We start from the raw sequence: 23,589 nt of genomic DNA on the forward strand, positions 1-23,589 counted from the left end.
TCCGCACGGCAAAATTGCGCTAAATCAAACTTGCCCGCAGTAGTCGCACAAAAGCCTTTTGCAACCTCGATCGCCGATCTATGCTTTTAAACAAGCATTATAAATGCAACTTTAAAAAATAAAAGGAAGCGACTATGTTCTGTGTGCAATGTGAACAAACCATCCGTACCCCGGCAGGCAACGGCTGCGCGTATGCTCAGGGCATGTGCGGCAAAACGGCGGAAACCTCCGATCTGCAGGATCTGCTGGTGGCGGCGTTGCAGGGGCTCTCCGCCTGGGCGCTGCAGGCGCGTTCGCTGGGCATCGTCGACCACGAGATCGACAGCTTCGCCCCGCGCGCCTTCTTCTCCACCCTGACCAACGTCAACTTCGACTCCCAGCGCATCATCGGCTACGCGCGCGAAACCTTGCTGCTGCGCGATTCGCTGGCCGCCCGTTGCCGGCTGCTGGACGCCGGCGTACGCGTCGATCACCCGATGGCGGCGCTGCAGCTGGCCGGTGACGATATGCCTGCGCTGCTGCAACAGGCGGCGCAGTTTGCCCTCAACAGTGACAAGGCCGAGGTAGGCGACGACGTCCACGGGTTGCGCATGCTGTGCCTGTACGGCCTGAAAGGCGCGGCGGCCTATATGGAACACGCGCACGTGCTCGGCCAGTTCGACGAGCAGCTCTATGCCGACTACCACGCCTTTATGGCCTGGCTCGGCACCCGGCCGCGCGACGTCGATACCCTGCTGAACAACGCCATGGGCATCGGCAAGATGAACTTCAACGTGATGGCGATCCTCGATCGCGGCGAAACCCAGGCCTACGGCGATCCGCAGCCCAGCGCGGTCAACGTGCGCCCGGTGGCCGGGAAAGCCATTCTGATCTCCGGCCACGATCTGAAAGATCTGCGCATGCTGCTCGAACAAACCGAAGGGCAAAACGTCAACGTCTACACCCACGGCGAAATGCTGCCGGCGCACGGCTATCCGGAACTGAAAAAATTCAAGCATCTGGTGGGCAACTACGGCAGCGGCTGGCAGAACCAGCAGACGGAATTCGCCAAATTCCCCGGCCCGATCGTGATGACCTCCAACTGCATCATCGATCCGAACGTCGGCAACTACGGCGATCGCATCTGGACCCGCAGCATCGTCGGCTGGCCGGGCGTCAACCATCTGGAAGGCGACGACTTCGGCGCCGTGATCCGCCAGGCGCAGGGCATGAACGGCTTCCCTTACACCGAAATTGAGCACCTGATCACCGTCGGCTTCGGCCGCCAGACGCTGCTGAACGCCGCCGACACGGTGATCGATCTGGTGTCGCAGAAAAAACTGCGCCACGTCTTCCTGGTCGGCGGCTGCGACGGCAGCCGCGACGAGCGCAGCTACTTCACCGACTTCGCCCGCAGCGTGCCGCAAGACTGCCTGATCATGACGCTGGCCTGCGGCAAGTACCGTTTCAACAAGCTGGACTTCGGCACCCTGGAAGGGCTGCCGCGCCTGCTGGACGTCGGCCAGTGCAACGACGCCTACTCCGCCATCATGCTGGCGGTCAAGCTGGCGGACACGCTCGGCTGCAGCGTCAACGAGCTGCCGCTCAGCCTGGTGCTGTCGTGGTTTGAACAGAAGGCGATCGTCATTCTGTTGACGCTGCTGTCGCTGGGGGTGAAAAACATCGTCACCGGCCCGACCGCGCCGGGCTTCCTAACCGACAACCTGATGGCGATCCTCAACGAGAAATTCGGCCTGCGTCCGATCACCACCGTCGAGCAGGATATCAACGCGCTGCTCGCCTGATGCCGTTACGTTATGGGGCCGCCTGCGCCGGCCCCTTTGCTTTTTGAGGTGCCCCGATGACTCAACCCACTCCGCTTTGCCCGAACCGCATGCAGGTGCATTCCATCCAGCGTGAAACCGCCGACGTCTGGACGCTGAACCTGATCTGCGACGTTTTCTACCCCTATCAGGCGGGCCAGTTTGCGCTGGTCAGCATCCGCAACAGCGAGGAGACGCTGCGCGCCTATACGCTCTCCTCCTCGCCCGGCCAGAGCCGCTTTCTCAGCATCAGCGTGCGCTGCCTGCCGGACGGCGTCGGGTCGCGCTGGCTGACGCAAGAGGTCAAGCCCGGCAACACGCTGTGGTTGTCCGATGCCCAGGGCGAGTTCAGCTGCGAGCGCCATCCGGCCGATCGTTATCTGATGCTGGCCGCCGGCTGCGGCGTGACGCCGATCGTCTCGATGTGCCGCTGGCTGACCGCCAACCGTCCGGCCTGCGATATCGCCGTGATTTTTAACGTGCGCACCCCCGCCGACACGATTTTCGCCGATCAATGGCGCGCGCTGTGCGCCGCTCATCCGCAGCTGCGCCTGACGCTGATGGCCGAGCGGGATCTGCAACCCGGCTACCTCAGCGGCCGCATCGATGAACAGACGCTGCGGCAGGCGGCGCCGGATATCGCCGAACGCACGGTGATGACCTGCGGCCCTGCGCCCTACATGGAACAGGTGGAGCAGCTTTGCCGCCGGCTCGGCGTGCCGGCCGAGCGTTTCCATAAAGAGCAATTCCACACGCCGACAACGCAGGCCGATGCTACTGAAGGGCTGACGCTGCGCGCTGCCCGCCCGCTGCGCGAATTCCGCGTGCCGGTCGGCAGCACGCTGCTGGCGGCGATGGAGGCCAATGCCCTGCCGGTCAACGCCGCCTGCCGCGCCGGGGTGTGCGGCTCGTGCAAAACCCGCATCCTCGAGGGCGACTACACCACCACCAGCACCATGACGCTGAGCGCGGAAGAGGTAGCGCAAGGCTACGTGCTGGCCTGCAGTTGCCAGCTGCAGGGCGACGTCACGCTGGCGTGATCCCCTGGCCCCATCGCCGCGATGGGGCATTTATCGGCAAGTTCCCTCATCCCCGCCCGGTTACACTTTCCTCCGTCCTACGCTCTTTACCCTTCCTGACCGCATCTCGTCCACAGCCGGTAAGCTATGCTTGCAGTTGTTCTGCTGCCACTCACCGGATCGAGTACACATCGTTTTTCAAACCATGTTTGGGGGAACCATGAAGCAAACCGTAGCCACACTGATCGCCAAAACGCTGGATCAAGCCGGCGTAAAACGCATTTGGGGCGTGACCGGCGATTCGCTCAACGGCCTGAGCGATAGCCTGCACCGCATGGGCACCATCGAATGGCTGGGCACCCGCCATGAAGAGGTGGCCGCCTTCGCCGCCGGCGCCGAAGCCCAGCTCACCGGCCAGCTGGCGGTGTGCGCCGGTTCCTGCGGCCCCGGCAACCTGCACCTGATCAACGGGCTGTTCGACTGCCACCGCAACCATGTGCCGGTGCTGGCGATCGCCGCACACATTCCTTCCAGCGAAATCGGCAGCGGCTACTTCCAGGAAACGCATCCGCAGGAGCTGTTCCGCGAATGCAGCCACTATTGCGAGCTGGTTTCCAACCCGGAACAGCTGCCGCGCGTGCTGGAGATCGCCATGCGCAAGGCGATCCTCAACCGCGGCGTCTCGGTGGTGGTCTTGCCGGGCGACGTGGCGCTGCGCATGGCGCCGGAGGACGCGACCCTGACCTGGCATAGCCCGGCGCTGCCGCTGGTGCAGCCGCCGATGAGCGAGCTGAACAAGCTGGCGGAGACGCTGAATCAGGCGAAGAACATCACCCTGATGTGCGGCAGCGGCTGCGCCGGCGCGCACGATGAGGTCGTCAAGCTGGCCGAGCTGCTGCAGGCGCCGGTGGTGCACGCGCTGCGCGGCAAGGAGCACATCGAGTGGGATAACCCGTACAGCGTCGGCATGACCGGGCTGATCGGCTTCTCCTCCGGCTATCACGCGATGATGAACGCCGACACGCTGGTGCTGCTCGGCACCCAGTTCCCCTACCGCGCGTTCTACCCCACCAACGCCAATATCATTCAGATCGACATCAACCCCGGCAGCATCGGCGCGCACTGCCCGGTCAACATGGCGCTGGTGGGCGATATCCACACCACCCTCAGCGCCCTGCTGCCGCAGCTGGAGCCCAAGCGCGACCGGGCGTTCCTCGACAAGGCGCTGGAGCATTACCGCAACGCGCGCAAGGATCTCGACGGGCTGGCGACCGCCAACGACGACCAGCCGATCCACCCGCAGTATCTGGCGCAGCAACTCAGCCAGTTCGCCAGCGACGACGCCATCTTTACCTGCGACGTCGGCACGCCGACGGTGTGGGCCGCCCGCTACGTGAAAATGAACGGCAAGCGCCGCCTGCTCGGTTCGTTCAACCACGGTTCGATGGCCAACGCCATGCCGCAGGCGATCGGCGCCCAGGCCACCGCGCCGGATAAACAGGTGATCGCCATGTGCGGCGACGGCGGCTTCACCATGCTGATGGGGGATTTCCTGTCGCTGGCGCAGCTCAAGCTGCCGGTGAAAATCGTGGTGTTCAACAACAGCGTGCTGGGGTTCGTGGCGATGGAGATGAAGGCCGGCGGCTATCTGACCGACGGCACCGACCTGCATAACCCGGACTTCGCGGCGATCGCCAACGCCGCCGGCATCAAGGGCATCCGCGTGGAAAAAGCTTCGGAGCTGGACGGCGCGCTGCAGGAGATGTTGGCGCACCCCGGCCCGGCGCTGCTGGACGTGGTCACCGCCAAGCAAGAGCTGGCGATGCCGCCGCAGATCAAGTTCGAACAGGCCAAAGGCTTCAGCCTGTACATGCTGCGCGCCATCATCAACGGCCGCGGCGACGAAGTGGTCGAGCTGGCGAAGACCAACTGGCTGCGCTAAGCAAGCTGCCCCGGTGAAATAAAGGGTATATGATGCCATGTACCCTTTTCCTCTCCCTTATATTCCAGGAACCTTATGCTTATCGATCTACGCAGCGACACCGTCACCCGCCCCAGCGCCGCCATGCGCCAGGCGATGGCTCAGGCAGAGGTCGGCGACGACGTCTACGGCGATGACCCGACGGTCAACGCGCTGGAGGCCGAGGCGGTACGCCTGTCGGGCAAAGAAGCGGCGCTGTTTTTGCCCAGCGGCACCCAGGCCAACCTGGTGGCACTTCTGAGCCACTGCCAGCGCGGCGACGAGTATCTGGTCGGCCAACAGGCGCACAACTATAAATACGAGGCCGGCGGCGCGGCGGTGCTGGGCAGCATCCAGCCGCAGCCGATCGAGGCCGACGCGGACGGCACGCTGCCGCTGGACAAGCTCGCCGCCGCCATCAAACCCGACGATATCCACTTCGCCCGCACCCGGCTGCTGAGCCTGGAAAACACCATCAGCGGCCGAGTTCTGCCGCAGGCCTACCTGCAGCAGGCGTGGCAGTTTACCCGCGAGCGGCAGCTGGCGCTGCATATCGACGGCGCGCGCATCTTCAACGCCGCCGTGGCGCTGAACCTGCCGTTGAAAGAGATCGTGCAATACTGCGACACCTTCACCATTTGCCTGTCAAAAGGATTGGGCGCACCGGTCGGATCGCTGCTGTGCGGCAGCGAGGCCTTCATTCAGCGCGCGCTGCGCTGGCGCAAGATGACCGGCGGCGGGCTGCGTCAGGCCGGCATCCTGGCGGCGGCCGGTCTTTACGCTTTGGAGCATAACGTCGCGCGGCTGCGCGAAGACCATGACAACGCGGTCTGGCTGGAGCAACAGCTGCGGCAGATCGGCGTGGAGGTTGCCGAACCCGGCGCACAGACCAACGTGCTGTACCTGCGCCAATCACCGGCGCTGGCGGCCAAATTCGGCCCGTGGATGCGCGAACGCGGCGTGCTGATCAGCAGCGGCCCGCTGACGCGCATTCTGACCCACCTCGACGTCAGCCGTCAGGATCTGCAGCGGGTGGTCGAGCTGTGGCGGGAGTTCCTCCAGCAGCACGCCTGATCCCTCCTCCCCGGCGCGCCGGGGAGCCCTTCACCGCCCGCCGATGGCCTCGACAAAACGGCGGGTGATCTGCTGCGGGCGCGTAATGGCGCCGCCCACCACGACCGCATGCGCCCCCAACGTCAGGCAGCGTGCGGCCATCGCCGGCGTTTCGACATTGCCCTCGGCGATGACCGGCACCGGCACCGCCGCCAACACCGCGCGCAGAAAACCGAAATCGTCCTCCGCCAGTCGGGCGCCCCGGCTTTCGGCGGTATAGCCGTGCAGCGTGGTGCCCACGCAGTCGAACCCCAACCTGGCAGCCTCTTGCGCCTCTTCCACGGTGGCGATGTCCGCCATCAGCAGCAGCCGGGGATACCTGGCGCGGATCGCGGCAACCAACGCCTCCAGCTGCAGCTCCCCTGGCCGAGGGTGGCCGGTCGCGTCCAGCGCAATCATCTGTGGCGCCGCAGCCATCAGCTCATCGATTTCACGCAGGGTCGGCGTGATATAGACATCGCTACCGGCATAATCGCGCTTGATAATGCCGATCACCGGCAGCGCCACCGTGCGCATGATGGCTTTAACGTCTTCGACGCCGTTGGCGCGGATCGCTGCCGCACCGCCTTGCTCGGCCGCCAGCGCCATGCGTGCCATGATAAAATCGCTGTGCAGCGGCTCGTCGTCCAGCGCCTGGCAAGACACCACCAGCCGACCCTTAATCTGCTGCAAAATGGAAAGCGTCATAAATCCAACAACTCCTCGACTTCGTTTTTAATAATGGTCACGTGCGGGCCATAGATCACCTGAACGCCGTTGCCGCGAACGATCACCGCCCGCGCGCCGCTGGCCTTCAGCCCGCCCTCGTCCAGCAACCGGCTCTGTTTTACCGTCACGCGCAGCCGCGTGGCGCAACAATCCAGTTCGACGATATTCTCTTTGCCACCCAGCGCCGCCAGCACCTGCTGCGAGCGTTCGGTGCCGGTCGTCACCGCTTCCGGCACGGTTTCCACCTCGCGCCCCGGCGTTTTGAAATTGAAGCGCAGGATCAGGAAACGGAACGTGAAGTAGTACAGGAAGAACCAGGGCACCCCGACCAGCGGCACATACATCCAATGGGTTTTCGCTTCGCCCTGCAGCACGCCGAACAGCATGAAATCGATAAAACCGCCGGAGAACGTCTGGCCGATGGTGATATGCAGAATGTGTGCGATCGCGAACGCCAGGCCGTCGAACAGCGCGTGCACCACGTACAACGCCGGCGCGATGAACAGGAACGAGAATTCGATAGGCTCAGTGATGCCGGTCAGGAAAGAGGTCAGCGCCGCCGACAGCAGCAGCCCGCCGACGCGCTTGCGGTTCTCCGGGCGCGCGCTTTGGTACATCGCCAGGCAGGCGCCGACCAGGCCAAACATCATGGTGATAAAGCGGCCGGACATGAAACGCGCCGTGCCGATGTAGAACTGCTGCGTATTCGGGTCGGCCAACTGGGCGAAGAAAATGCGCTGCGTGCCTTCCACCAGCTGTCCGTTGATCACTTCGCTGCCGCCGAGCGCGGTGGTCCAGAACGGCAGGTAGAAGATGTGATGCAGGCCGAACGGCCCAAGCATGCGCAGCACGAAGCCGTAGATAAAGGTGCCGAGATAGCCGCTGGCGTCCACCAGGCCGCCCATGCCGAAGATCAGCCGTTGGAAAGGCGGCCACACCACGGTCATCAGGGCGCCGACCGCCATCGCCGCCAGTGAGCTGACGATCGGCACAAAGCGCGAGCCGCCGAAAAAGCCCAGGAACGGCGGCAGCGCTATCTTGTTGTAGCGGCCGTGCAGATACCAGGTCACCAGACCGATGACTACCCCGCCGAACACCCCGGTCTCCAGCGTCTGGATCCCGAGAATCGTTCCCTGCCCCAGCGCGCCGGCGTTCTGCGTGGCCAGCGTGCCGTTGATTTTCAACAGCGCATTGATGGTGGCGTTCATCACCAGATAGGCGATCAGCGAGGCCAGCCCCGCCGTGCCCTTGTCGCTTTTGGCCAACCCCACCGCCACGCCGACCGCGAACAGGACCGCCAGGTTGGCGAACACGATGGCGCCAGCGCTGGCCATCACCGTAAATACGCTTTGCAGCCAGCCGACGTCGAGCCAGGGATACGCCTCGACGGTATTGGGGTTGGACAGCGCACCGCCGATCCCCAGCAGCAGGCCGGCCGCCGGCAGCACGGCGATCGGCAGCATGAACGATTTGCCGAACAGCTGGGCTTTTTCGAACCAGCCGCCGGAGCGTGACAATTCTGGTGTTGACATAAATTTTTCCCCGCTATCATTTTTATGATGAAAATTTTTACCACATTAAAATTTATTTAATGAAAATTTTATTCATAACGATGATCGGCTTCACAATCCGTCGATTTTGCTGGCGAGCGGCGGCGTCTTTCCGCCACAATAGAAACGGGCATACTCAGAAAGGTAACGTGATGAATACAGGCAACTTGTTATTGCGGCTGCGGCAGGATTTGGCGGGGTACAGCCCCACGCTGCAAAAGCTCGGCAACTATCTTCTTGCGGAGCCCTCCCGCGCCGTTTACCTGACCATCACCGAACTGGCGCGTGAAAGCGCCACCAGCGAAGCCAGCGTCACGCGGCTGTGCCGCCATCTGGGCTGTAAAGGCTATACCGAATTTAAAATGGCGCTGGCCATCAGCCTGCAGCAAAGCCAGCCGGAGGCGGCGACGCGGCAAAGCGCGGCGGAAAATTTGGTGGAAGAGAGCGTGCAGGCGCTGCGGGATACCGGCGCGCTGTTGGATCCGCAGGCGCTGCAACAGGCGGCGGACAGCCTGCAGCGTTGCGCTTCGGTGCAGATTTACGGCGTCGCCGCCAGCGCCATCATCGGCGATTTTCTGCACTACAAGCTGTTGCGCCTCGGCAAACCGGCGCAGCTGTTCAGCGACATGCACCGGGCGGCGATGAACGCCGCCTCGCTGAGTGAGCGGGATCTGCTGATCGTCATCTCCAGCTCCGGCTCCACCAAGGACGTGCTGCATGCGGTGGCGTTGGCCAAAGGGCGCGGCGCACGCGTGATCGCAATCAGCAACACCCAACGCAGCCCGCTGGCTAAAATGGCGGATACGCTGCTGGTGGCAGCCAAACCGGAAGGGCCGCTGACCGCCGGCGCCCTGCCGGCCAAGGTCGGCGCCATGCTGCTGGTGGAGTTGATGATCGCCGAACTGGCTCAGCGCGATCCCGCCTACGCTCAGGCGATGCAGGCCACCGCCAGCGCTACCCTGCCGCTGCTGTTGTAATCAGAAGATCCAGCGGCCATAAACCCAGTACCACAGCCCCAGCACCGCCACCAGGTTGAGCGCCACGCTGAGGATGAACCAGGTTTTAAACGGCTGCTTCTGGGTTTTGTGGCGAAACAGCTGCTGTGCCGCCAGTGCGCCCAACCACCCGCCCAGCGCACCGAACAGCAACAGCGTCGCCTCCGGTACCCGCCGCCACCCTTTGCGCGCCGCCAGCTTATCGCCGCCGTAGATCAGAAACGTCAACAGGTTGGCCAACAGCAACCACATCCACACCGGATGCAGCGAGAACAGGCTGGCGACCAGCGCCAGGCCCAGCAGGGCGTAACAAATCACATTGAGCTTCATGACATCCGGTTTTTCGTTCGGTAAGGGGGCGCGTAGTGTGAACCTGCGCCAGGATGGATGCAACCGGCTTATACCCATACAAAAAGTGCATTTAAACCCTGAATTTGGCATCCTGTCGTTCTGCCAATCCTCTACCGCACAAGGCGGCCCGATGACACCCCAACGCGTACTGGTTCTTGGAGCCAGCGGCTATATAGGCCAGAACCTGATCCCGCACCTGATCGAACAGGGGCACCAGATTACCGCCGCCGCGCGGCGCATCGAGTGGCTGCAGGAGCGGAACTGGCCGCAGGTCAACTGCCTGTATGCCGATCTGTATCGCCCGGAGACCCTGAGCGCGGCGCTGTGGGAGATCGATACGCTTTACTATCTGGTGCATGCGATGGGCGACGGCGACGATTTTATCGAGAAGGAGCGCCAGGCGGCGGAAAACCTGCGCGACGCGCTGCGCAATGCCGGCGTCAAACAGGTGATCTTTCTCGGCGCGCTGCAGCCAAACGACGACAGCTCACCGCACCTGGCGGCCCGCCGCCTGACCGGCGAGATCTTGCGCCAGAGCGGCGTGCCGGTGACCGAGCTGCGCGCCGGCATCATCGTCGGCCCCGGCTCGGCGGCGTTCGAAGTGATGCGCGACATGGTCTACAACCTGCCGGTGCTGACGCCGCCGCGCTGGGTGCGTTCGAAGTCATCGCCGGTGGCGCTGGAGAACCTGCTGGTTTATCTGGCCGATCTGCTGGCGCACCCGGCGCAGGAACACCGCATCTTCGACGTTGCCGGGCCGGAGTACCTCAGCTATCAGGATATGTTCAAACTCTTTATCGCCCTCAGCGGCAAGCGGCGCTGGCTGATCCCGATCCCCTTGCCGACGCGGCTGATTTCGGTGTGGTTCATCAGCCTGATCACCTCGGTGCCGCCGCCGATCGCCCGCGCGCTGATCCAGGGGCTGAAGCACGATCTGCCCGCCGACGGCCGGCCGCTGCAGGCCCTGATCCCGCAGCGGCTGCACACCTTTGATCAGGCGGTCGCCACCACGCTGCAGCGCGAACAGGAGGTGGTCGATTCCGCCGACTGGGGCTACGATCCGGCGGCGCGGGCCCGCTGGCGCCCCGGCTACGGTTACTATCCAAAACAGGCCGGTTATTCGCTTGACACCGCCGCCACCCGCGAGGCCCTGTGGCAAACGGTGCAGCAGCTGGGGGGCGAAGAAGGCTATTTCTACGCCAATATTCTGTGGCGGCTCCGCGCTCGCATGGACGACATGATCGGCAACGGGGTGGTCTACGGCCGCCCGGCGCGCGCGACCCTGGCGATGGGCGACGAGATCGACGGCTGGAAAGTCATCACGCTGAAGCCGCTGCGGCAACTGGCGCTGCTGTTCGGCATGAAGGCACCGGGGCTGGGGCGGCTGAGCTTCAGCATCACCGATCACGGCGATCGCCGCACGCTGGACGTGCGCGCCTGGTGGCATCCGGCCGGCTTCAGCGGGCTGCTGTATTGGTTCGCCATGATGCCCGCACACCTGTTCATTTTTCGCGGCATGGCGAAGCGCATCGCCGAGCTTGCTGAGAGCCGGGATCGCCAACAGCGCTGAACGCCGTTCATTTGTCGATCAACCGCACAGTTTGCCGCTGTGCTTCGGGGCTTTCCGATTGCATAGCGCACGAAATCACGGAAGAATGGCATCTTATTTGCTGGGAGCGCCGCAAGCGCCCGCCGGTATTCCGATTTTGGGTGAGAATAGAGTCCGTTATGAAGGTATTGGTCACCGGTGCCACCAGTGGGTTAGGCCGTAACGCCGTTGAATATCTGCGCCACCAGGGCATCAAAGTGCGCGCCACCGGCCGCAACCAGGCGATGGGCGGCCTGCTGGAAAAAATGGGCGCGGAGTTTATTCATGCCGATCTCACCAATCTGATCTCTTCGCAGGCCAAGGCGATGCTGGCGGACGTCGACGTGCTGTGGCACTGCTCCAGCTTTACCTCGCCCTGGGGCACCGAAGAGGCCTTCGAACTGGCCAACGTCCGCGCCACCCGCCGCCTCGGCGAATGGGCGGCGGCCTACGGCGTAGCGCAGTTCATTCACATCTCCTCCCCGGCGATCTATTTCGATTACCACCATCACCGCAACGTGACCGAAGACTTCCGCCCGCAGCGCTACGCCAACGAATTCGCGCGCAGCAAGGCCGCCGGCGAGCAGGTGATCCAGCAGTTGGCGCTGTCCAATCCGCAGACCCATTTCACCATTCTGCGCCCGCAGGGATTGTTCGGGCCGCACGACAAAGTGATGCTGCCGCGGCTGCTACAGATGATCAAACGCTACGGCAACCTGCTGCTGCCGCGCGGCGGCGCGGCGATGGTGGACATGACCTATCTGGAGAATGCGGTGCACGCCATGTGGCTGGCGACGCTAAAAGAAGATACCCCGTCCGGCCGCGCCTACAACATCACCAACCAGCAGCCGCGCCCGCTACGCACCGTGGTGCAGCAGCTGATCGACGATCTGGGCATGAAGTGCCATATCCGCTCCGTCCCCTATCCGATGCTCGATATGATGGCGCGCGGCATGGAACGCCTCGGCAGCAAAAGCGAGAAGGAGCCGGTGCTGACCCACTACGGCGTCGCTAAACTCAACTTCGACCTCACGCTCGATACCACCCGCGCGCAGCAAGAGCTGGGCTATCAGCCGATCGTCTCGCTGGAAGAAGGCATCGCGCGCACCGCCCGCTGGCTGAAAGATCACGGTAAGCTGCACGGCCTGTAATCAACGCGCCGCGCCGTACTTCACCAGCAGCGCATCGACAATCGCTTCACTCTCTGCATCCGGCTCGCCGCGCACATCGTCGGGCCGGAAGTGCATCTGAAACGCCGCTACCACGTTGCGCTGCTGCCGCGCATCCCATGACGGGTCGTTCGCATAGCCGTAACGCGCCAGCTTTTCGAGCAGCGGCGCCATCGGTACCGGCGCATGACGATCGCGCCCCGCCAGCAAACGCTGCACGTCTCGTTCGTCCGGCCAGGCGCCGATGCCGGCCTGGGCCAGCTGCCGCCAGGGGAACAGCGGGCCGGGATCCTGTTTGCGCTGCGGCGCGATATCGCTGTGCCCCACCACGTCCTGCGGCTGGATGCCATAGCGTTGGATAATGTCGCGGCTCAGCGGGATCAGCACGGCGATCTGCTCCGCCGTATAGGGTTGCCAGTGGGTGAACAGCATGCTGCGGGTGAAGCCCTTGTTGACGATTTCGATGCCGATCGAGGTGTCGTTGAGGTTGCTGCGGCCGCGCCAGGCGCTGGTGCCGGCATGCCAGGCGCGCATCGCCTCCGGCACCAGCCGGTACACCGTCGGTTTGCCATGATCGCGCTGCGGGTGCGCCGGCAGCAGATAATGGGCGCTGACGTGCTCGTCGGTCAGCGTTTTCAGCGATGAATGGAAATCTTCCGCCGTGTAATGCATCACCAAAAACCGGATGCGCTGATCGGCACCCTGCGCCTGATGCAGGGTTTCGAGCTGGTAAGCGCCGCGATCGACGAGCGTGTCCTGCTGTGGACTTTGGCACCCCGCCAACAGCGCGGCGGCGATAATCCCTGGCCAAATTTTCACTTATCCTCCTGATTGTCGCCCGTGAAAATGGTAAGGCGACGCGATTAGCCTGTATCCAATCATCACGCTCATCGAGAAATGATGACAGATAGCGCCGATGTGCAAGCGAGTGTTTCTCTCGGCTGGCGCCCTGCGCCCCCCATGATAGTCTCAAAGTATCATCTGCGCTGAAAGAGCGGAGTCGAACATGTTCACACCACGCTATCTGTCCTGGTTGCTCTGTGCCGCCATGCTGCCGCTCAGCGGCTGCGATCAGCAAAAAGTCGCTGGTGCGATGGGCGGGAGCACGCCGCCCCCGGCCGCTCCCGCCGCTACTGCAAGTGCACCGGCCTATACGCCGCTGACCGCCGATCAGCTGTACCAGTTGGTCAGCCCGGTGGCGCTGTTCCCCGATAAGTTGCTGGCGCAGGTCTTGGCCGGCGCGGGCTATCCCGACCAAATCAGCGCCGCAGATGCCTGGCTGGCGCAAAACCGCGGCCTGCAGCCGGCGGCGCTCAGCTCGGCGGCCGACGCTCAGCCCTGGGATCCCAGCGTGCGCGGCCTGGTGCAATTCCCCGACGTACTCGATCAGATGGCGAAGAACATCCCCTGGACCACCGCCCTGGGCAGCGCCTACCTCAACGATCCCACCGACGTGATGAACGCCATTCAGGTGATGCGCCAGCGGGCGGCCAGCCAGGGTACGCTGAAAAACACCCCGCAGCAGCGCATCGTCGTGGCGCCCACCACCCGTTACGTGGAGCAACAGTCTTATCGCCAGAGCGTGGTGGCGGCGCCGGGCGAAACCATCGTCATCGAGCCCAGCCAGCCGGATACGGTTTACGTCCCGCATTACGACCCCTGGGTGGCCTACGGCACGCCAATCCCCGCCTACCCCAGCTATCAGTATCAGCCTTCGGGCTATAGCGGCGGCGACATGTTGGCGGCCGGCGTGATCAGTTTCGGCGTCGGCATCGCGGTCGCCTCATTGTTCAATCAGCACAACAGCGGTTGGCACAACTGGGATATGCGCTGGGACGACCGACGCCAACCGGTGGTCTACCGCAATGCGCCTTACGTATCGCACTCCACCACCGTGGTAAATCGCGTCACCAACATCAACCAATATAACAACGTCAACAATGTGAATCGCAGCAGCACCAGCACGGTGAACAACTACAATACACCCCCCGCCGCGCCGACGCCGCGCTTCAACGCATCGACGCCGAACGCGGCGCCGCAACAGCCGCGCGTCGCGCCTGCAGCCCATGCGCCGATGACCATGCCGAACTTTGCGCATTCCCAGCCGGTAGCGGCCGCGCCGCACGTGCAACAATCGGTCAACGCGTCCCATGTGCAGCAACCGATGAGCATGCCGACGTTCACGCATACCAAGCCTGCGGCGCCCCACGCGCAGCAGCCGATGGCCGTGCATTCAGCGCCGGTACAGACGCATCCGATGCCAGCCGTCGCGCCGGTGCATCAATCCGCCGTGCGGCCACCGGTTCAGGTCGCACCTCACGTCGCTCAGCCGGCGGTACACGAACCGGCCGTAGCGCCGCACCCGGCGGTAGTGCGCCCGACGCCGATGCCGCAAGAACGCGTCATGCCGCATCCGGCCCCGGCGCCGCAGATCCGCCCGTCGTTCGTTCAGCCGATACAGCATCGCCAGGAGCCGGCGCCGGTAAAACCGCAGGAGCACCGCCCGATCGTCGAGCAGCACAAGGTGGGGTAAAGCAAGAGAACGTCGCCCCGGCAGAATGGCCGGGGCGCGAGAATGGCGTTAGCGGCTGACTTTCACCGCGGTGCCGCTGACGGTCACCATCAGCATGCTGCCGTCTTTACCAACGGTTTCATAATCGATATCAATGCCGACCACCGCGTTGGCGCCCAGCTCTTTCGCCTGATCTTCCAGCTCTTCGAACGCGATCAAGCGCGCCTTGCGCAGCTCTTTCTCATAAGCGCCCGAGCGGCCGCCGACGATATCGCGCACGCCGGCGAAGAAATCACGAAAAATGTTGGCGCCGAGGATCGCTTCGCCGGTCACGACGCCGCAGTATTCGGTGATGGTGAACCCTTCCAGGGTCGGGGTAGTTGAAAGCTGCATCAGAATTCCTTGTTTGATTAATTCAACGTATCTATGACCAGAGGATTGGCATTGTGTTCGCTTAATCAATGGCACGCAGTACGAATGCAAGGCCAAAAAACGCATTTATACTGTAAGCTATCGGTCTTCATGGTAGAGACTTTCACATAAGGTAATAAGATGAAAACAAAAACGATTGCGGCTGTTTTACCCTTAGCGCTGTTGCTGAGTGCCTGTACCACGGTGGAACCGGCATACAAGGATATCGGCACCCGCAGCGGCAGCTGTGTGGAAGGCGGCCCGGATACGGTCGCGCAAAAGTTCTATGACCTGCGCATCCAGCAGGGCGCCGGCCTGCCGGACAGCAACCGCCTGGCGCAGCTGCAGCCTTACCTGAGCAAAGTGCTGTATCAGGATCTGGTCAGCGCCGGCCAGAACCCGGGCAAGCACCGGATAACCGGCGATCTGTTCTCCGGCAATGCGCAGGGGCCAAGCAGCGCGTCCGTCGCCAGCGCCTCGACCATTCCTAACACCGATGCGAAAAACATCCCGCTGCGCGTTGACTTGAGCTACCAAAAAGACGCCAACAGCACCGTGAACTGGCAGGACGAAGTGCTGATGGTGCGCGAAGGCACCTGCTGGGTGGTTGATGATATTCGCTACCTGAATGTTCCAGCGCACGCCACCAACGGCAGCGTGCGCCAGGTGCTGGAAAACCAGTAACCCGCAATACCCCGGCCGACGCGGGCTTGCCGCGTCGGTCATCCCCGCCGTCCGCCCACCGCTCGAATTTCGTCCAATAGAAAAAATTTCGCTACCGATCTCACAGCCTGCGCCACAAATCCCCTCCCTCGGCTTGAGTCGCGGTATCTTGTGCTAATCTTTTACTGTCCCGCCGCACACTCATAAATTTTAACGCACAAAGATTGCATAAGTATTCTGTGGAAGTTAACATTTGCGGTATCAATGTCTATTCAATTCTGGCGCATGAGTATTCAACTTAACGGTATCAATTGCTATTACGGCGCTCACCAGGCGCTGTTTGACATCACGCTGGATTGTCCAGCCGGGGAAACCCTGGTGCTGCTTGGCCCAAGCGGCGCCGGGAAAAGTTCATTGCTGCGGGTGCTGAACCTGCTGGAAATGCCGCGTTCGGGCCAACTGCAGATCGCCGGCAACCAATTCGACTTTAAGCAGGCGCCGGGCGAGAAAGCCATTCGCGAACTGCGCCAAAATGTCGGCATGGTCTTCCAGCAATACAACCTGTGGCCTCACCTCACCGTGGTTCAGAACCTGATCGAAGCGCCTTGCCGCGTGCTGGGTCTGACCAAGGCTCAGGCGATGGAGCGTGCCGACAAGCTGCTCAAGCGTCTGCGCCTGACCGACTTCGCCGATCGCTTCCCGCTGCACCTTTCCGGCGGCCAGCAGCAGCGCGTGGCGATCGCCCGTGCCCTGATGATGGAACCGCAGGTGCTGCTGTTCGATGAACCGACCGCGGCGCTGGATCCGGAAATCACCGCTCAGATCGTCAGCATCATTCGCGAACTGGCCGGCACCGGCATCACGCAGGTGATCGTCACCCACGAAGTGGAAGTGGCGCGCAAGACCGCCAGCCGCGTGGTGTACATGGAAAACGGCCACGTGGTGGAGCAAGGCGACAGCAGCCACTTCACGCAGCCGCGGACCACCGAGTTTGCCAACTACTTATCACACTAACAATTAACTTGCTGTAATTTGGGGAGTTTGCGATGAAAAAACTAATAATCGCCGCCGTTCTGGCCGGCATCAGCGTTTCCGCCTCCGCAGCCGAAACGATCCGTTTCGCTACCGAAGCCTCCTATCCTCCATTTGAATTTATTGACGCCGGCAACAAGATTCAGGGTTTTGATGTCGATCTGGCCAACGCCCTGTGCAAAGAGATGCAGGCCGAGTGCACCTTCACCAACCAGGCGTTCGACAGCCTGATCCCGAGCCTGAAGTTCAAGCGTTTCGATGCGGTCATGGCCGGTATGGACATCACGCCGGAGCGTGAAAAGCAGGTGCTGTTCACCAAGCCGTACTACGATAACTCGGCGCTGTTCATCGCGCAGAAAGGCAAAATCGCCGACGTGGCGGCGCTGAAAGGCAAGAAAGTGGGCGTGCAAAACGGCACCACCCACCAGAAATACCTGACCGACAAGCACCCGGAAATCACCACCGTGCCTTACGACAGCTACCAGAACGCCATTTTGGATCTGAAGAACGGCCGCGTTGATGCGGTGTTCGGCGATACCGCGGTGGTCAACGAGTGGCTGAAGCAGAATGACGCGCTGGCGGCAGTGGGCGCCAAAGTGACGGATAAAGACTACTTCGGCACCGGCCTCGGCATCGCGGTACGCCAGAAGAACACCGATCTGCAGGGCAAGTTCAACGCCGCTCTGGACAAGATCAAGCAGGATGGGACCTATGAAACCATCTACAAAAAATGGTTCCAGCAGTAATACGCCCCGATGAATGAATTACAACCTTTAGCAAGCGCCGCCGGCATGACCGTCGGCCTTGCCGTTTGCGCCCTGATCCTCGGGCTGATTCTGGCGATGCTGTTCGCCGTATGGGAATCGTCCCGCTGGAAAGCGGTCAGCTGGCTCGGCACCGCCTGGGTGACCGTGCTGCGCGGCCTGCCGGAAATCCTGGTGGTGCTGTTTATCTATTTCGGCTCGTCGCAGCTGCTGTTGATGCTCTCCGACGGCTTTACCCTCAACCTCGGTCTGTTCCAGCTGCCGATTCAGCTGGCGATCGACAATTTCGAAGTCAGCCCGTTCCTGTGCGGGGTGATCGCTCTGGCCCTGCTCTATTCCGCCTACGCTTCGCAGACGCTGCGCGGCGCGCTCAAAGCGGTGCCTCAGGGGCAGTGGGAATCCGGCCAGGCGCTGGGGCTCGGCAAGGCGGCGATCTTCTTTCGCCTGATCATGCCGCAGATGTGGCGCCACGCCCTGCCCGGCCTCGGCAACCAGTGGCTGGTGTTGCTGAAAGACACCGCGCTGGTGTCGCTGATCAGCGTGAACGATCTGATGCTGCAAACCAAGAGCATCGCCACCCGCACCCAGGAACCTTTTACCTGGTATGTGATCGCCGCGGCCATCTACCTGCTGGTGACGCTGTTCAGCCAATACGTCATCAAACGCATTGAGCTGCGCGCCACGCGCTTTGAGCGGGGGCCAGTCTGATGATTGAGTATTTACCGGAGATCCTCAAAGGGTTACACACCAGCCTGACGCTGACCGTCGCCGCGCTGATCGTCGCGCTGGTGCTGTCGCTGCTGCTGACGGTGATACTGACGCTGAAAACGCCAATCCTGACGCCGCTGGTCAAGATCTACGTGACGCTGTTCACCGGCACACCGCTGCTGGTGCAGATCTTCCTGATCTACTACGGCCCCGGTCAGTTCCCGGCCATCCGCGACTACCCGTGGCTGTGGAACCTGCTGTCGCAGCCCTGGCTGTGCGCGATGATAGCACTGGCGCTGAACAGCGCGGCCTACACCACGCAGTTGTTCTACGGCGCGGTGCGCGCCATTCCCGCCGGGCAGTGGCAGTCGTGCGAAGCGCTGGGCATGTCGCGCCGGCAGACGCTGCGCATCCTGCTGCCGTTCGCCTTCAAGCGCGCGCTGTCGTCTTACTCCAACGAAGTGGTGCTGGTGTTCAAAAGCACCTCGCTGGCTTACACCATCACGCTGATGGAGGTGATGGGCTACAGCCAGCTGATGTACGGCCGCACCTACGACGTCATGGTATTCGGTGCCGCAGGCCTGGTGTACCTGTGTGTCAACGGCCTGCTGACGCTGCTGATGCGCTTGGTGGAGCGCCGCGCGCTGGCGTTTGAACGCCGCAACTGAGGCCGCCTCCCCCCATGAGCCCCGCCATTGCGCGGGGCTTTTTTTATCCCCACAGCAATACTTAATTATTTATATTGCATTTTAATTCACCCAGTGGCAGGGTTATCAGCAGGCGCACACGTAAAAACCTCTGGCGATTACCAGTAAAAACAAACGATAGCGAATAATCACTTTCAGGATTCAGACAGGAGCTCTACGCATGAAAAAACTGCTGCTTGCCGCGACGATGTTGGCCGGGATCACCTTTAACGCTACCGCGGCCGAGACCATCCGCTTCGCCGCTTCCGCCACCTACCCGCCGTTCGAATCGCTGGACGCCAACAACCAGATCGTCGGCTTCGATATCGATCTGGCCAACGCGCTGTGCAAGCAGATGCAGGCGCAGTGCACCTTCACCAACCAGGCGTTCGACAGCCTGATCGCCGCGCTGAAATTCAAGAAATACGATGCGGTGATTTCCGGTATGGACATCACGCCGGAGCGCAGCAAACAGGTCGCTTTCACCCAGCCTTACTACGCCAACTCGGCGATCGTGATCGCGCAAAAAGGCAAGTTCAGCTCGCTGGCGGATCTGAAAGGCAAAAAGCTCGGCATGGAAAATGGCACCACCCACCAGAAATACATGCAGGACAAGCATCCGGAGATTAACACCGTCTCTTACGACAGCTACCAGAACGCCATTCTGGAGCTGAAAAACGGCCGTATCGACGGCGTGTTCGGCGACACCGCCGTGGTGAACGAGTGGCTGAAAACCAACCCGCAGCTGGCGCCGGTGGGTGAGCACATCACCGATGCGCAATACTTCGGCACCGGCCTCGGCATCGCGGTGCGCCCCGACAACCAGGCGCTGCTGGCCAAGCTGAACGCCGCGCTGGACGCCATCAAGGCCGACGGCACCTACAAGGCCATCAACGACAAGTGGTTCCCGCAGTAAGCAATAAGGCCCGGTTATCCGGGCCTTATGTTTTATAAAATCCGCACCAACAGCGTCAGCACTTCGTAGTGCGCGGTATGCGGGAACATGTCGAACAGCTGCACCCGTTCGATGCGGTACCCCGGCAACATCTCGATATCTTTCGCCATGCTCTCGGCATTGCAGCTGGAATAAAGAATATAGTCCGGCGCCATCCGGCTCAGGTAGTCGCACAGCGCCTGGCCGATGCCACGCCGCGGCGGGTTGACCAGCACCAGCTGCGGCACCTGACCTTCGGCGGTGGCGAAGCGGGTGGAATCGAGCGCCTGAAAATCGACGTGCAGCAGCCCTAACCGCTGCGCCGACTGGCGGGCGCAGGCGATCGCTTCCGCGCTGATTTCGATGCCGGTCAGCCGCGTTTGCGGTTGCGCGCAGTGCAGGCCGAAACCGCCGACGCCGCAGAACAGATCCCACATGCTGTCGATACCCAGCGCGCGCACCCAGTCGCGGGCGGTGGCATACAGATCGGCGGCCACCTGCGGGTTGGTCTGGAAGAAGCTTTGCGGGCGGATAAACAGCGGCACCTGATTGAACCGCTCCTCCAGCGCCTGCTGTTCGGTCAGCGCGATCTCGCGCTCCCCTTCCATGATCGCCATGTGCACCGGCTGAATATTGGCGGAGATCACCTTGAGCTGCGGCAGCTGCTGCTGCAGCCACGGCAGCGCGGCCCGCAGCTGCGCCAGCTTGGTTTCCGAACGCAGCACGAAGCGCAGCATCACGCCGCCGTCGAGCGTGCTTTCGGTCAGCAGCAGGTACTTCAGCTCGCCGCGTTTGCGCGCCACGTTATACGGCGTCAGGCCCGCGCGGGCGATAAAGCTTTTCAGCACCGCAAACATCGGCGCAAAGCCGGCGGGATACAGCGGGCAGTCGCTCAGATCGACCGGCGTGCCGTCGCGGTGCAGCATGCCGAGCAGCGGGCGTTCCACGCTGCCGCTGACCACCATCTTGGCTTTATTGCGAAATGCGCTCAGCTCTCCCGCCACCGGCTGCAGCCACTGCGCGACGTCGCGCCCGGCCAACAACGATTGCAGGTGATGCTGTTTGTCGGCCAGTTGCTGCGGATAGGGCTTTTCCAGCCACTGACAGGAACGGCAGGTGCCCGCCGTATACAAAGCGCAATGCATGAAGATTACCGTGAAGTTCAGGATGACGAATTAAGGGCGCAGAGTTTACCACTCCGCGCGCCTAAAATCTCACTTGCGCGCGGCGAAGAAGCGGCGGCTGGCGGTAGGGACGAACAGCAGCGCCAGGATCACCACGTCGGGGATCTTTTGCAGGATCAGAACGTGCAGGATTTGGCCGCTGGTTTCCCCTTCCACGGTAAACACCTCGGGGAAAACGCTGCCGATGGTGGCCAACAGCAGGTAAAGCACCACGATGCACTGGCAGACCACATAGCCCCAGCGCCCCCAGTTGCGGCCGCGCATCACCGCAAAGCCGCAGCTGATTTGCAGGCACAGCAGCATCAGGCCGGCCAGAAAAATAAGGGTAGAATCCCACGCCTGCGCGCTGGTGTTGACGAACTCCTGCGCACCGTCGACGCCCAGTTCGCCCAACAGCAGCACCACGCTGATACACTTGATCGCGACCATGGCGGTACCCGCCACCATCACCGGCACCGGCGTATCCGAAGTCGATCCCATTCCCTGCCCGCTTTTCAGCATGTCTGACATATCCGTGTTCCGCTACGACGCGCCACCAATACAGATGGCGCATGTAAAGTCAGGTAGTTAGTTGCAATACTTATTGATTGCAAAAATAGCAGGTTTGTTACGATTCAGCTACGGGCCGCCCGCTGTAATTCACGCGATCGTTGTTTTTCCGAGCGCGCCATAAACCACCAGGCGATCAGGCCGAGAATGCCCACCACCAGCAGGATCAGGCTGGCCAACGCGTTAATTTCCGGATTCACCCCCATGCGCACGCTGGAGAATACCAGCATCGGCAGCGTGGTGGCGCCCGGGCCGGAGACGAAGCTGGCGATCACCAGATCGTCCAACGACAGGGTGAACGCCAGCATCCAGCCGGAGATCAGCGCCGGCGCGATCATCGGCAAGGTGATGACGAAGAACACCTTCAGCGGCGGCGCCCCCAAATCCATCGCCGCTTCTTCAATTGAGCGATCCACCTCGCGCAGGCGCGAGCTGATCACCACCGCCACGTAAGCGGTACAGAAGGTGACATGCGCCAGCCAGATGGTGAACATGCCGCGTTCCGACGGCCAGCCGAAGGCGTGCCCCATCGCCACGAACAGCAGCAGCAGCGACAGGCCGGTGATCACGTCCGGCATCACCAGCGGTGCGGTCAACATAAACGCAAAACCGGTCGAACCGCGAAAGCGGCCGAAGCGCACCATCACCACGGCGGCGATGGCGCCCAGTACCACCGCGGCGGTGGCGGAGGCGGCGGCGATGGTCAGGCTGAGCCCCACCGCGCTGATCATCGCCGAGTCGTGAAACAGTTCGGTATACCAGCGCGTGGACCAACCGGCCCACACCGTCACCAGTTTGGAGCTGTTGAAGGAGTAGATCACCAGCATCAGCATCGGCGCATACAGGAAGGTAAAGCCGACCGTCAGGATGGCGATGCGCCACGGTGAACGCACTACCGGCAAGTTGTTCATTCCTGCCCCCCCATTTCCTTGTTCTGGTGTTTGTGGAACCACAAAATTGGCACGATCAACAGCAGCAGCATGATGGTAGCGACCGCCGAGGCCACCGGCCAGTCGCGGTTATTGAAGAACTCCTGCCACAGCACGCGGCCGATCATGATGCTGTCCGGCCCACCGAGCAGTTCCGGGATCACGAACTCGCCCACCGCTGGAATGAACACCAGCATCGAACCGGCGATGATGCCGCCGCGCGTCAGCGGCACGATCACGCTGAAGAAGGTTTTCAGCGGCCGGGCCCCCAGATCCAGCGACGCCTCCACCAGCGAGTAATCCAGCCGGATCAGCGCCGTGTAAATTGGCAGCACCATAAACGGCAGATAGGAATAAACGATGCCGATATACACCGCCAGGTTGGTGTGCAGGATCACCAGCGGCTGGTCGATCACCCCTAGCCACATCAGAAAGTTATTCAGAATGCCGTTGTTTTTCAGAATGCCCATCCAGGCATAGACGCGGATCAGGAACGAGGTCCAGGAAGGCAGGATCACCAGCAGCAGCAGAATGTTGCGGGTTGACGCTTTGCTGTGGGCCACCGCCCAGGCCAGCGGATAGCCGATGATCAGGCAGCACAGCGTCGAGACCGCCGCCACGCGCAGCGACTGCAGATAGGCGTCGATATACAGCGGATCGTCGGTCAGCTGCAGGTAGTTGGCGAAGTTGAGCGCGATGTTCAGCTTGCCGTCCGCCCAGCTCAGCAGCTCGGTATAGGGCGGCACCGCCAGCGCCAGCTCCGCCAGGCTGATCTTGAACACGATCAGGAACGGCAGCATGAACAGCAGCGTCAGCCATAAATACGGCAGCGCGATCACCAGCTTGCGGCCGTGAGCCATCAGCAGGCGGTGGAACAGCGCCTTGAAGGTGCCGGGCGTTTTGGCCGGCGGTTCCGGCGTGCGTTCAGAAAGCAGGGTCATACGGGTTACTCCTCACCGGCT

At 62.3% G+C, this 23,589-nt stretch carries 23 protein-coding genes; 14 read left to right on the forward strand and 9 right to left on the reverse strand.

The window, feature by feature from the left end; translation table 11 throughout:
• The first annotated feature begins 134 nt into the window (after positions 1 to 134).
• The 4 genes from hcp to ltaE all read left to right on the forward strand — a co-directional run bounded on the left by hcp (position 135) and on the right by ltaE (position 5,855).
• Positions 135 to 1,784 carry a hydroxylamine reductase gene (gene hcp / locus ACUXAC_RS11210; RefSeq protein ID WP_060421649.1) on the forward strand — a complete coding sequence of 550 codons (1,650 nt, stop codon included), beginning with the start codon at positions 135 to 137 and terminating at the stop codon, positions 1,782 to 1,784.
• 56 nt (positions 1,785 to 1,840) lie between these two features.
• Positions 1,841 to 2,842 carry an NADH oxidoreductase gene (hcr, locus tag ACUXAC_RS11215; RefSeq protein WP_084826498.1) on the forward strand — a complete coding sequence of 334 codons (1,002 nt, stop codon included), beginning with the start codon at positions 1,841 to 1,843 and terminating at the stop codon, positions 2,840 to 2,842.
• Positions 2,843 to 3,041: 199 nt separating this feature from the next.
• Positions 3,042 to 4,763, forward strand: a complete 1,722-nt coding sequence (poxB, locus tag ACUXAC_RS11220; RefSeq protein ID WP_454266663.1) for a ubiquinone-dependent pyruvate dehydrogenase — start codon at positions 3,042 to 3,044, stop codon at positions 4,761 to 4,763.
• Between the two features lie 75 nt (positions 4,764 to 4,838).
• Positions 4,839 to 5,855, forward strand: coding sequence for a low-specificity L-threonine aldolase (gene ltaE, locus ACUXAC_RS11225; protein ID WP_123894484.1), 1,017 nt, complete (start codon positions 4,839 to 4,841; stop codon positions 5,853 to 5,855).
• Between the two features lie 30 nt (positions 5,856 to 5,885).
• On the opposite strand, the gene ACUXAC_RS11230 is transcribed toward ltaE, so the two are convergent.
• Together ACUXAC_RS11230 and ACUXAC_RS11235 are read right to left on the reverse strand one after the other, a co-directional pair.
• Positions 5,886 to 6,581: an N-acetylmannosamine-6-phosphate 2-epimerase gene (locus ACUXAC_RS11230; RefSeq protein ID WP_159317858.1), complete on the reverse strand. Its 696-nt coding sequence runs from the start codon at positions 6,579 to 6,581 to the stop codon at positions 5,886 to 5,888.
• Complete coding sequence (locus tag ACUXAC_RS11235; RefSeq protein ID WP_187322197.1) at positions 6,578 to 8,134, reverse strand: PTS transporter subunit EIIC; 1,557 nt, start codon at positions 8,132 to 8,134, stop codon at positions 6,578 to 6,580. Before ACUXAC_RS11235 ends, ACUXAC_RS11230 begins: the two co-directional genes overlap by 4 nt.
• A 167-nt stretch (positions 8,135 to 8,301) precedes the next feature.
• On the opposite strand from ACUXAC_RS11235, the gene ACUXAC_RS11240 reads away from it, so the two are divergent.
• A complete protein-coding gene (locus ACUXAC_RS11240) occupies positions 8,302 to 9,129 on the forward strand; it encodes a MurR/RpiR family transcriptional regulator (protein ID WP_387442645.1) in 828 nt (275 codons plus the stop codon).
• On the opposite strand, the gene ACUXAC_RS11245 is transcribed toward ACUXAC_RS11240, so the two are convergent.
• Positions 9,130 to 9,477 (reverse strand): DUF1294 domain-containing protein, encoded by a 348-nt coding sequence (locus tag ACUXAC_RS11245; protein ID WP_033654657.1) that lies wholly within the window; start codon positions 9,475 to 9,477, stop codon positions 9,130 to 9,132.
• Positions 9,478 to 9,628: 151 nt separating this feature from the next.
• Here ACUXAC_RS11245 and ACUXAC_RS11250 point away from each other — a divergent pair, with 151 nt between their 5' ends.
• Together ACUXAC_RS11250 and ACUXAC_RS11255 are read left to right on the forward strand one after the other, a co-directional pair.
• Entirely contained in the window at positions 9,629 to 11,068 is a 1,440-nt protein-coding gene (locus tag ACUXAC_RS11250) for a DUF2867 domain-containing protein (protein WP_454266664.1), read from the forward strand.
• Positions 11,069 to 11,226: 158 nt separating this feature from the next.
• The gene (locus ACUXAC_RS11255; RefSeq protein WP_454266665.1) at positions 11,227 to 12,237 is read left to right on the forward strand and encodes an NAD-dependent epimerase/dehydratase family protein; all 1,011 of its coding nucleotides are present in this window, start codon (positions 11,227 to 11,229) and stop codon (positions 12,235 to 12,237) included.
• On the opposite strand, the gene ACUXAC_RS11260 is transcribed toward ACUXAC_RS11255, so the two are convergent.
• Positions 12,238 to 13,074, reverse strand: coding sequence for an N-acetylmuramoyl-L-alanine amidase (locus ACUXAC_RS11260; RefSeq protein WP_197861785.1), 837 nt, complete (start codon positions 13,072 to 13,074; stop codon positions 12,238 to 12,240).
• Positions 13,075 to 13,261: 187 nt separating this feature from the next.
• Here ACUXAC_RS11260 and ACUXAC_RS11265 point away from each other — a divergent pair, with 187 nt between their 5' ends.
• Entirely contained in the window at positions 13,262 to 14,788 is a 1,527-nt protein-coding gene (locus ACUXAC_RS11265) for a DUF3300 domain-containing protein (protein WP_197861784.1), read from the forward strand.
• A 48-nt stretch (positions 14,789 to 14,836) separates the two neighbouring features.
• Here the strand turns inward: ACUXAC_RS11265 and ACUXAC_RS11270 are convergent, their stop codons facing one another.
• Positions 14,837 to 15,160, reverse strand: coding sequence for a heavy metal-binding domain-containing protein (locus tag ACUXAC_RS11270; protein ID WP_004928400.1), 324 nt, complete (start codon positions 15,158 to 15,160; stop codon positions 14,837 to 14,839).
• A 159-nt stretch (positions 15,161 to 15,319) separates the two neighbouring features.
• On the opposite strand from ACUXAC_RS11270, the gene ACUXAC_RS11275 reads away from it, so the two are divergent.
• The 6 genes from ACUXAC_RS11275 (at position 15,320) to artJ (ACUXAC_RS11300) (ending at position 19,947) form a co-directional block, all read left to right on the forward strand.
• The gene (locus tag ACUXAC_RS11275) at positions 15,320 to 15,862 is read left to right on the forward strand and encodes a lipoprotein (protein WP_049202208.1); all 543 of its coding nucleotides are present in this window, start codon (positions 15,320 to 15,322) and stop codon (positions 15,860 to 15,862) included.
• Between the two features lie 264 nt (positions 15,863 to 16,126).
• A complete protein-coding gene (gene artP, locus ACUXAC_RS11280) occupies positions 16,127 to 16,855 on the forward strand; it encodes an arginine ABC transporter ATP-binding protein ArtP (protein WP_038884338.1) in 729 nt (242 codons plus the stop codon).
• Positions 16,856 to 16,887: 32 nt separating this feature from the next.
• On the forward strand, positions 16,888 to 17,619 hold the full coding sequence (artJ, locus tag ACUXAC_RS11285) for an arginine ABC transporter substrate-binding protein (RefSeq protein WP_004928409.1): 732 nt from the start codon (positions 16,888 to 16,890) through the stop codon (positions 17,617 to 17,619).
• A 9-nt stretch (positions 17,620 to 17,628) separates the two neighbouring features.
• A complete protein-coding gene (artQ, locus tag ACUXAC_RS11290) occupies positions 17,629 to 18,345 on the forward strand; it encodes an arginine ABC transporter permease ArtQ (RefSeq protein ID WP_025159684.1) in 717 nt (238 codons plus the stop codon).
• A complete protein-coding gene (gene artM, locus ACUXAC_RS11295; RefSeq protein ID WP_033637817.1) occupies positions 18,345 to 19,013 on the forward strand; it encodes an arginine ABC transporter permease ArtM in 669 nt (222 codons plus the stop codon). The genes artQ and artM overlap by 1 nt, the downstream gene beginning before the upstream one ends.
• Positions 19,014 to 19,212: 199 nt before the next feature.
• Positions 19,213 to 19,947, forward strand: coding sequence for an arginine ABC transporter substrate-binding protein (artJ, locus tag ACUXAC_RS11300; protein ID WP_033637816.1), 735 nt, complete (start codon positions 19,213 to 19,215; stop codon positions 19,945 to 19,947).
• A 32-nt stretch (positions 19,948 to 19,979) separates the two neighbouring features.
• On the opposite strand, the gene rlmC is transcribed toward artJ (ACUXAC_RS11300), so the two are convergent.
• From rlmC to potH, 4 genes are all read right to left on the reverse strand, one after another.
• Positions 19,980 to 21,110 carry a 23S rRNA (uracil(747)-C(5))-methyltransferase RlmC gene (rlmC, locus tag ACUXAC_RS11305; RefSeq protein ID WP_141958672.1) on the reverse strand — a complete coding sequence of 377 codons (1,131 nt, stop codon included), beginning with the start codon at positions 21,108 to 21,110 and terminating at the stop codon, positions 19,980 to 19,982.
• Between the two features lie 69 nt (positions 21,111 to 21,179).
• Complete coding sequence (locus ACUXAC_RS11310; protein WP_343179334.1) at positions 21,180 to 21,659, reverse strand: YbjO family protein; 480 nt, start codon at positions 21,657 to 21,659, stop codon at positions 21,180 to 21,182.
• A gap of 104 nt (positions 21,660 to 21,763) precedes the next feature.
• A complete protein-coding gene (gene potI, locus ACUXAC_RS11315) occupies positions 21,764 to 22,609 on the reverse strand; it encodes a putrescine ABC transporter permease PotI (RefSeq protein WP_025302238.1) in 846 nt (281 codons plus the stop codon).
• Positions 22,606 to 23,568, reverse strand: coding sequence for a putrescine ABC transporter permease PotH (gene potH / locus ACUXAC_RS11320; RefSeq protein ID WP_049202213.1), 963 nt, complete (start codon positions 23,566 to 23,568; stop codon positions 22,606 to 22,608). Before potH ends, potI begins: the two co-directional genes overlap by 4 nt.
• Positions 23,569 to 23,589 lie beyond the last annotated feature (21 nt).

This window comes from Serratia sp. 121840015-1 (assembly GCF_053627655.1).

What these genes read in the sequence shown, in the direction of transcription:
- hcp (WP_060421649.1), top strand. Translation starts at nt 135, where the DNA reads ATGTTCTGTGTGCAATGTGAACAAACCATCCGTACCCCGGCAGGCAAC.
- hcr (WP_084826498.1), top strand. Translation starts at nt 1,841, where the DNA reads ATGACTCAACCCACTCCGCTTTGCCCGAACCGCATGCAGGTGCATTCC.
- poxB (WP_454266663.1), top strand. Translation starts at nt 3,042, where the DNA reads ATGAAGCAAACCGTAGCCACACTGATCGCCAAAACGCTGGATCAAGCC.
- ltaE (WP_123894484.1), top strand. Translation starts at nt 4,839, where the DNA reads ATGCTTATCGATCTACGCAGCGACACCGTCACCCGCCCCAGCGCCGCC.
- ACUXAC_RS11230 (WP_159317858.1), bottom strand. Translation starts at nt 6,581, where the DNA reads ATGACGCTTTCCATTTTGCAGCAGATTAAGGGTCGGCTGGTGGTGTCT.
- ACUXAC_RS11235 (WP_187322197.1), bottom strand. Translation starts at nt 8,134, where the DNA reads ATGTCAACACCAGAATTGTCACGCTCCGGCGGCTGGTTCGAAAAAGCC.
- ACUXAC_RS11245 (WP_033654657.1), bottom strand. Translation starts at nt 9,477, where the DNA reads ATGAAGCTCAATGTGATTTGTTACGCCCTGCTGGGCCTGGCGCTGGTC.
- ACUXAC_RS11250 (WP_454266664.1), top strand. Translation starts at nt 9,629, where the DNA reads ATGACACCCCAACGCGTACTGGTTCTTGGAGCCAGCGGCTATATAGGC.
- ACUXAC_RS11255 (WP_454266665.1), top strand. Translation starts at nt 11,227, where the DNA reads ATGAAGGTATTGGTCACCGGTGCCACCAGTGGGTTAGGCCGTAACGCC.
- ACUXAC_RS11265 (WP_197861784.1), top strand. Translation starts at nt 13,262, where the DNA reads ATGTTCACACCACGCTATCTGTCCTGGTTGCTCTGTGCCGCCATGCTG.
- ACUXAC_RS11270 (WP_004928400.1), bottom strand. Translation starts at nt 15,160, where the DNA reads ATGCAGCTTTCAACTACCCCGACCCTGGAAGGGTTCACCATCACCGAA.
- ACUXAC_RS11275 (WP_049202208.1), top strand. Translation starts at nt 15,320, where the DNA reads ATGAAAACAAAAACGATTGCGGCTGTTTTACCCTTAGCGCTGTTGCTG.
- artP (WP_038884338.1), top strand. Translation starts at nt 16,127, where the DNA reads ATGAGTATTCAACTTAACGGTATCAATTGCTATTACGGCGCTCACCAG.
- artJ (WP_004928409.1), top strand. Translation starts at nt 16,888, where the DNA reads ATGAAAAAACTAATAATCGCCGCCGTTCTGGCCGGCATCAGCGTTTCC.
- artQ (WP_025159684.1), top strand. Translation starts at nt 17,629, where the DNA reads ATGAATGAATTACAACCTTTAGCAAGCGCCGCCGGCATGACCGTCGGC.
- artM (WP_033637817.1), top strand. Translation starts at nt 18,345, where the DNA reads ATGATTGAGTATTTACCGGAGATCCTCAAAGGGTTACACACCAGCCTG.
- artJ (WP_033637816.1), top strand. Translation starts at nt 19,213, where the DNA reads ATGAAAAAACTGCTGCTTGCCGCGACGATGTTGGCCGGGATCACCTTT.
- rlmC (WP_141958672.1), bottom strand. Translation starts at nt 21,110, where the DNA reads ATGCATTGCGCTTTGTATACGGCGGGCACCTGCCGTTCCTGTCAGTGG.
- ACUXAC_RS11310 (WP_343179334.1), bottom strand. Translation starts at nt 21,659, where the DNA reads ATGTCAGACATGCTGAAAAGCGGGCAGGGAATGGGATCGACTTCGGAT.
- potI (WP_025302238.1), bottom strand. Translation starts at nt 22,609, where the DNA reads ATGAACAACTTGCCGGTAGTGCGTTCACCGTGGCGCATCGCCATCCTG.
- potH (WP_049202213.1), bottom strand. Translation starts at nt 23,568, where the DNA reads ATGACCCTGCTTTCTGAACGCACGCCGGAACCGCCGGCCAAAACGCCC.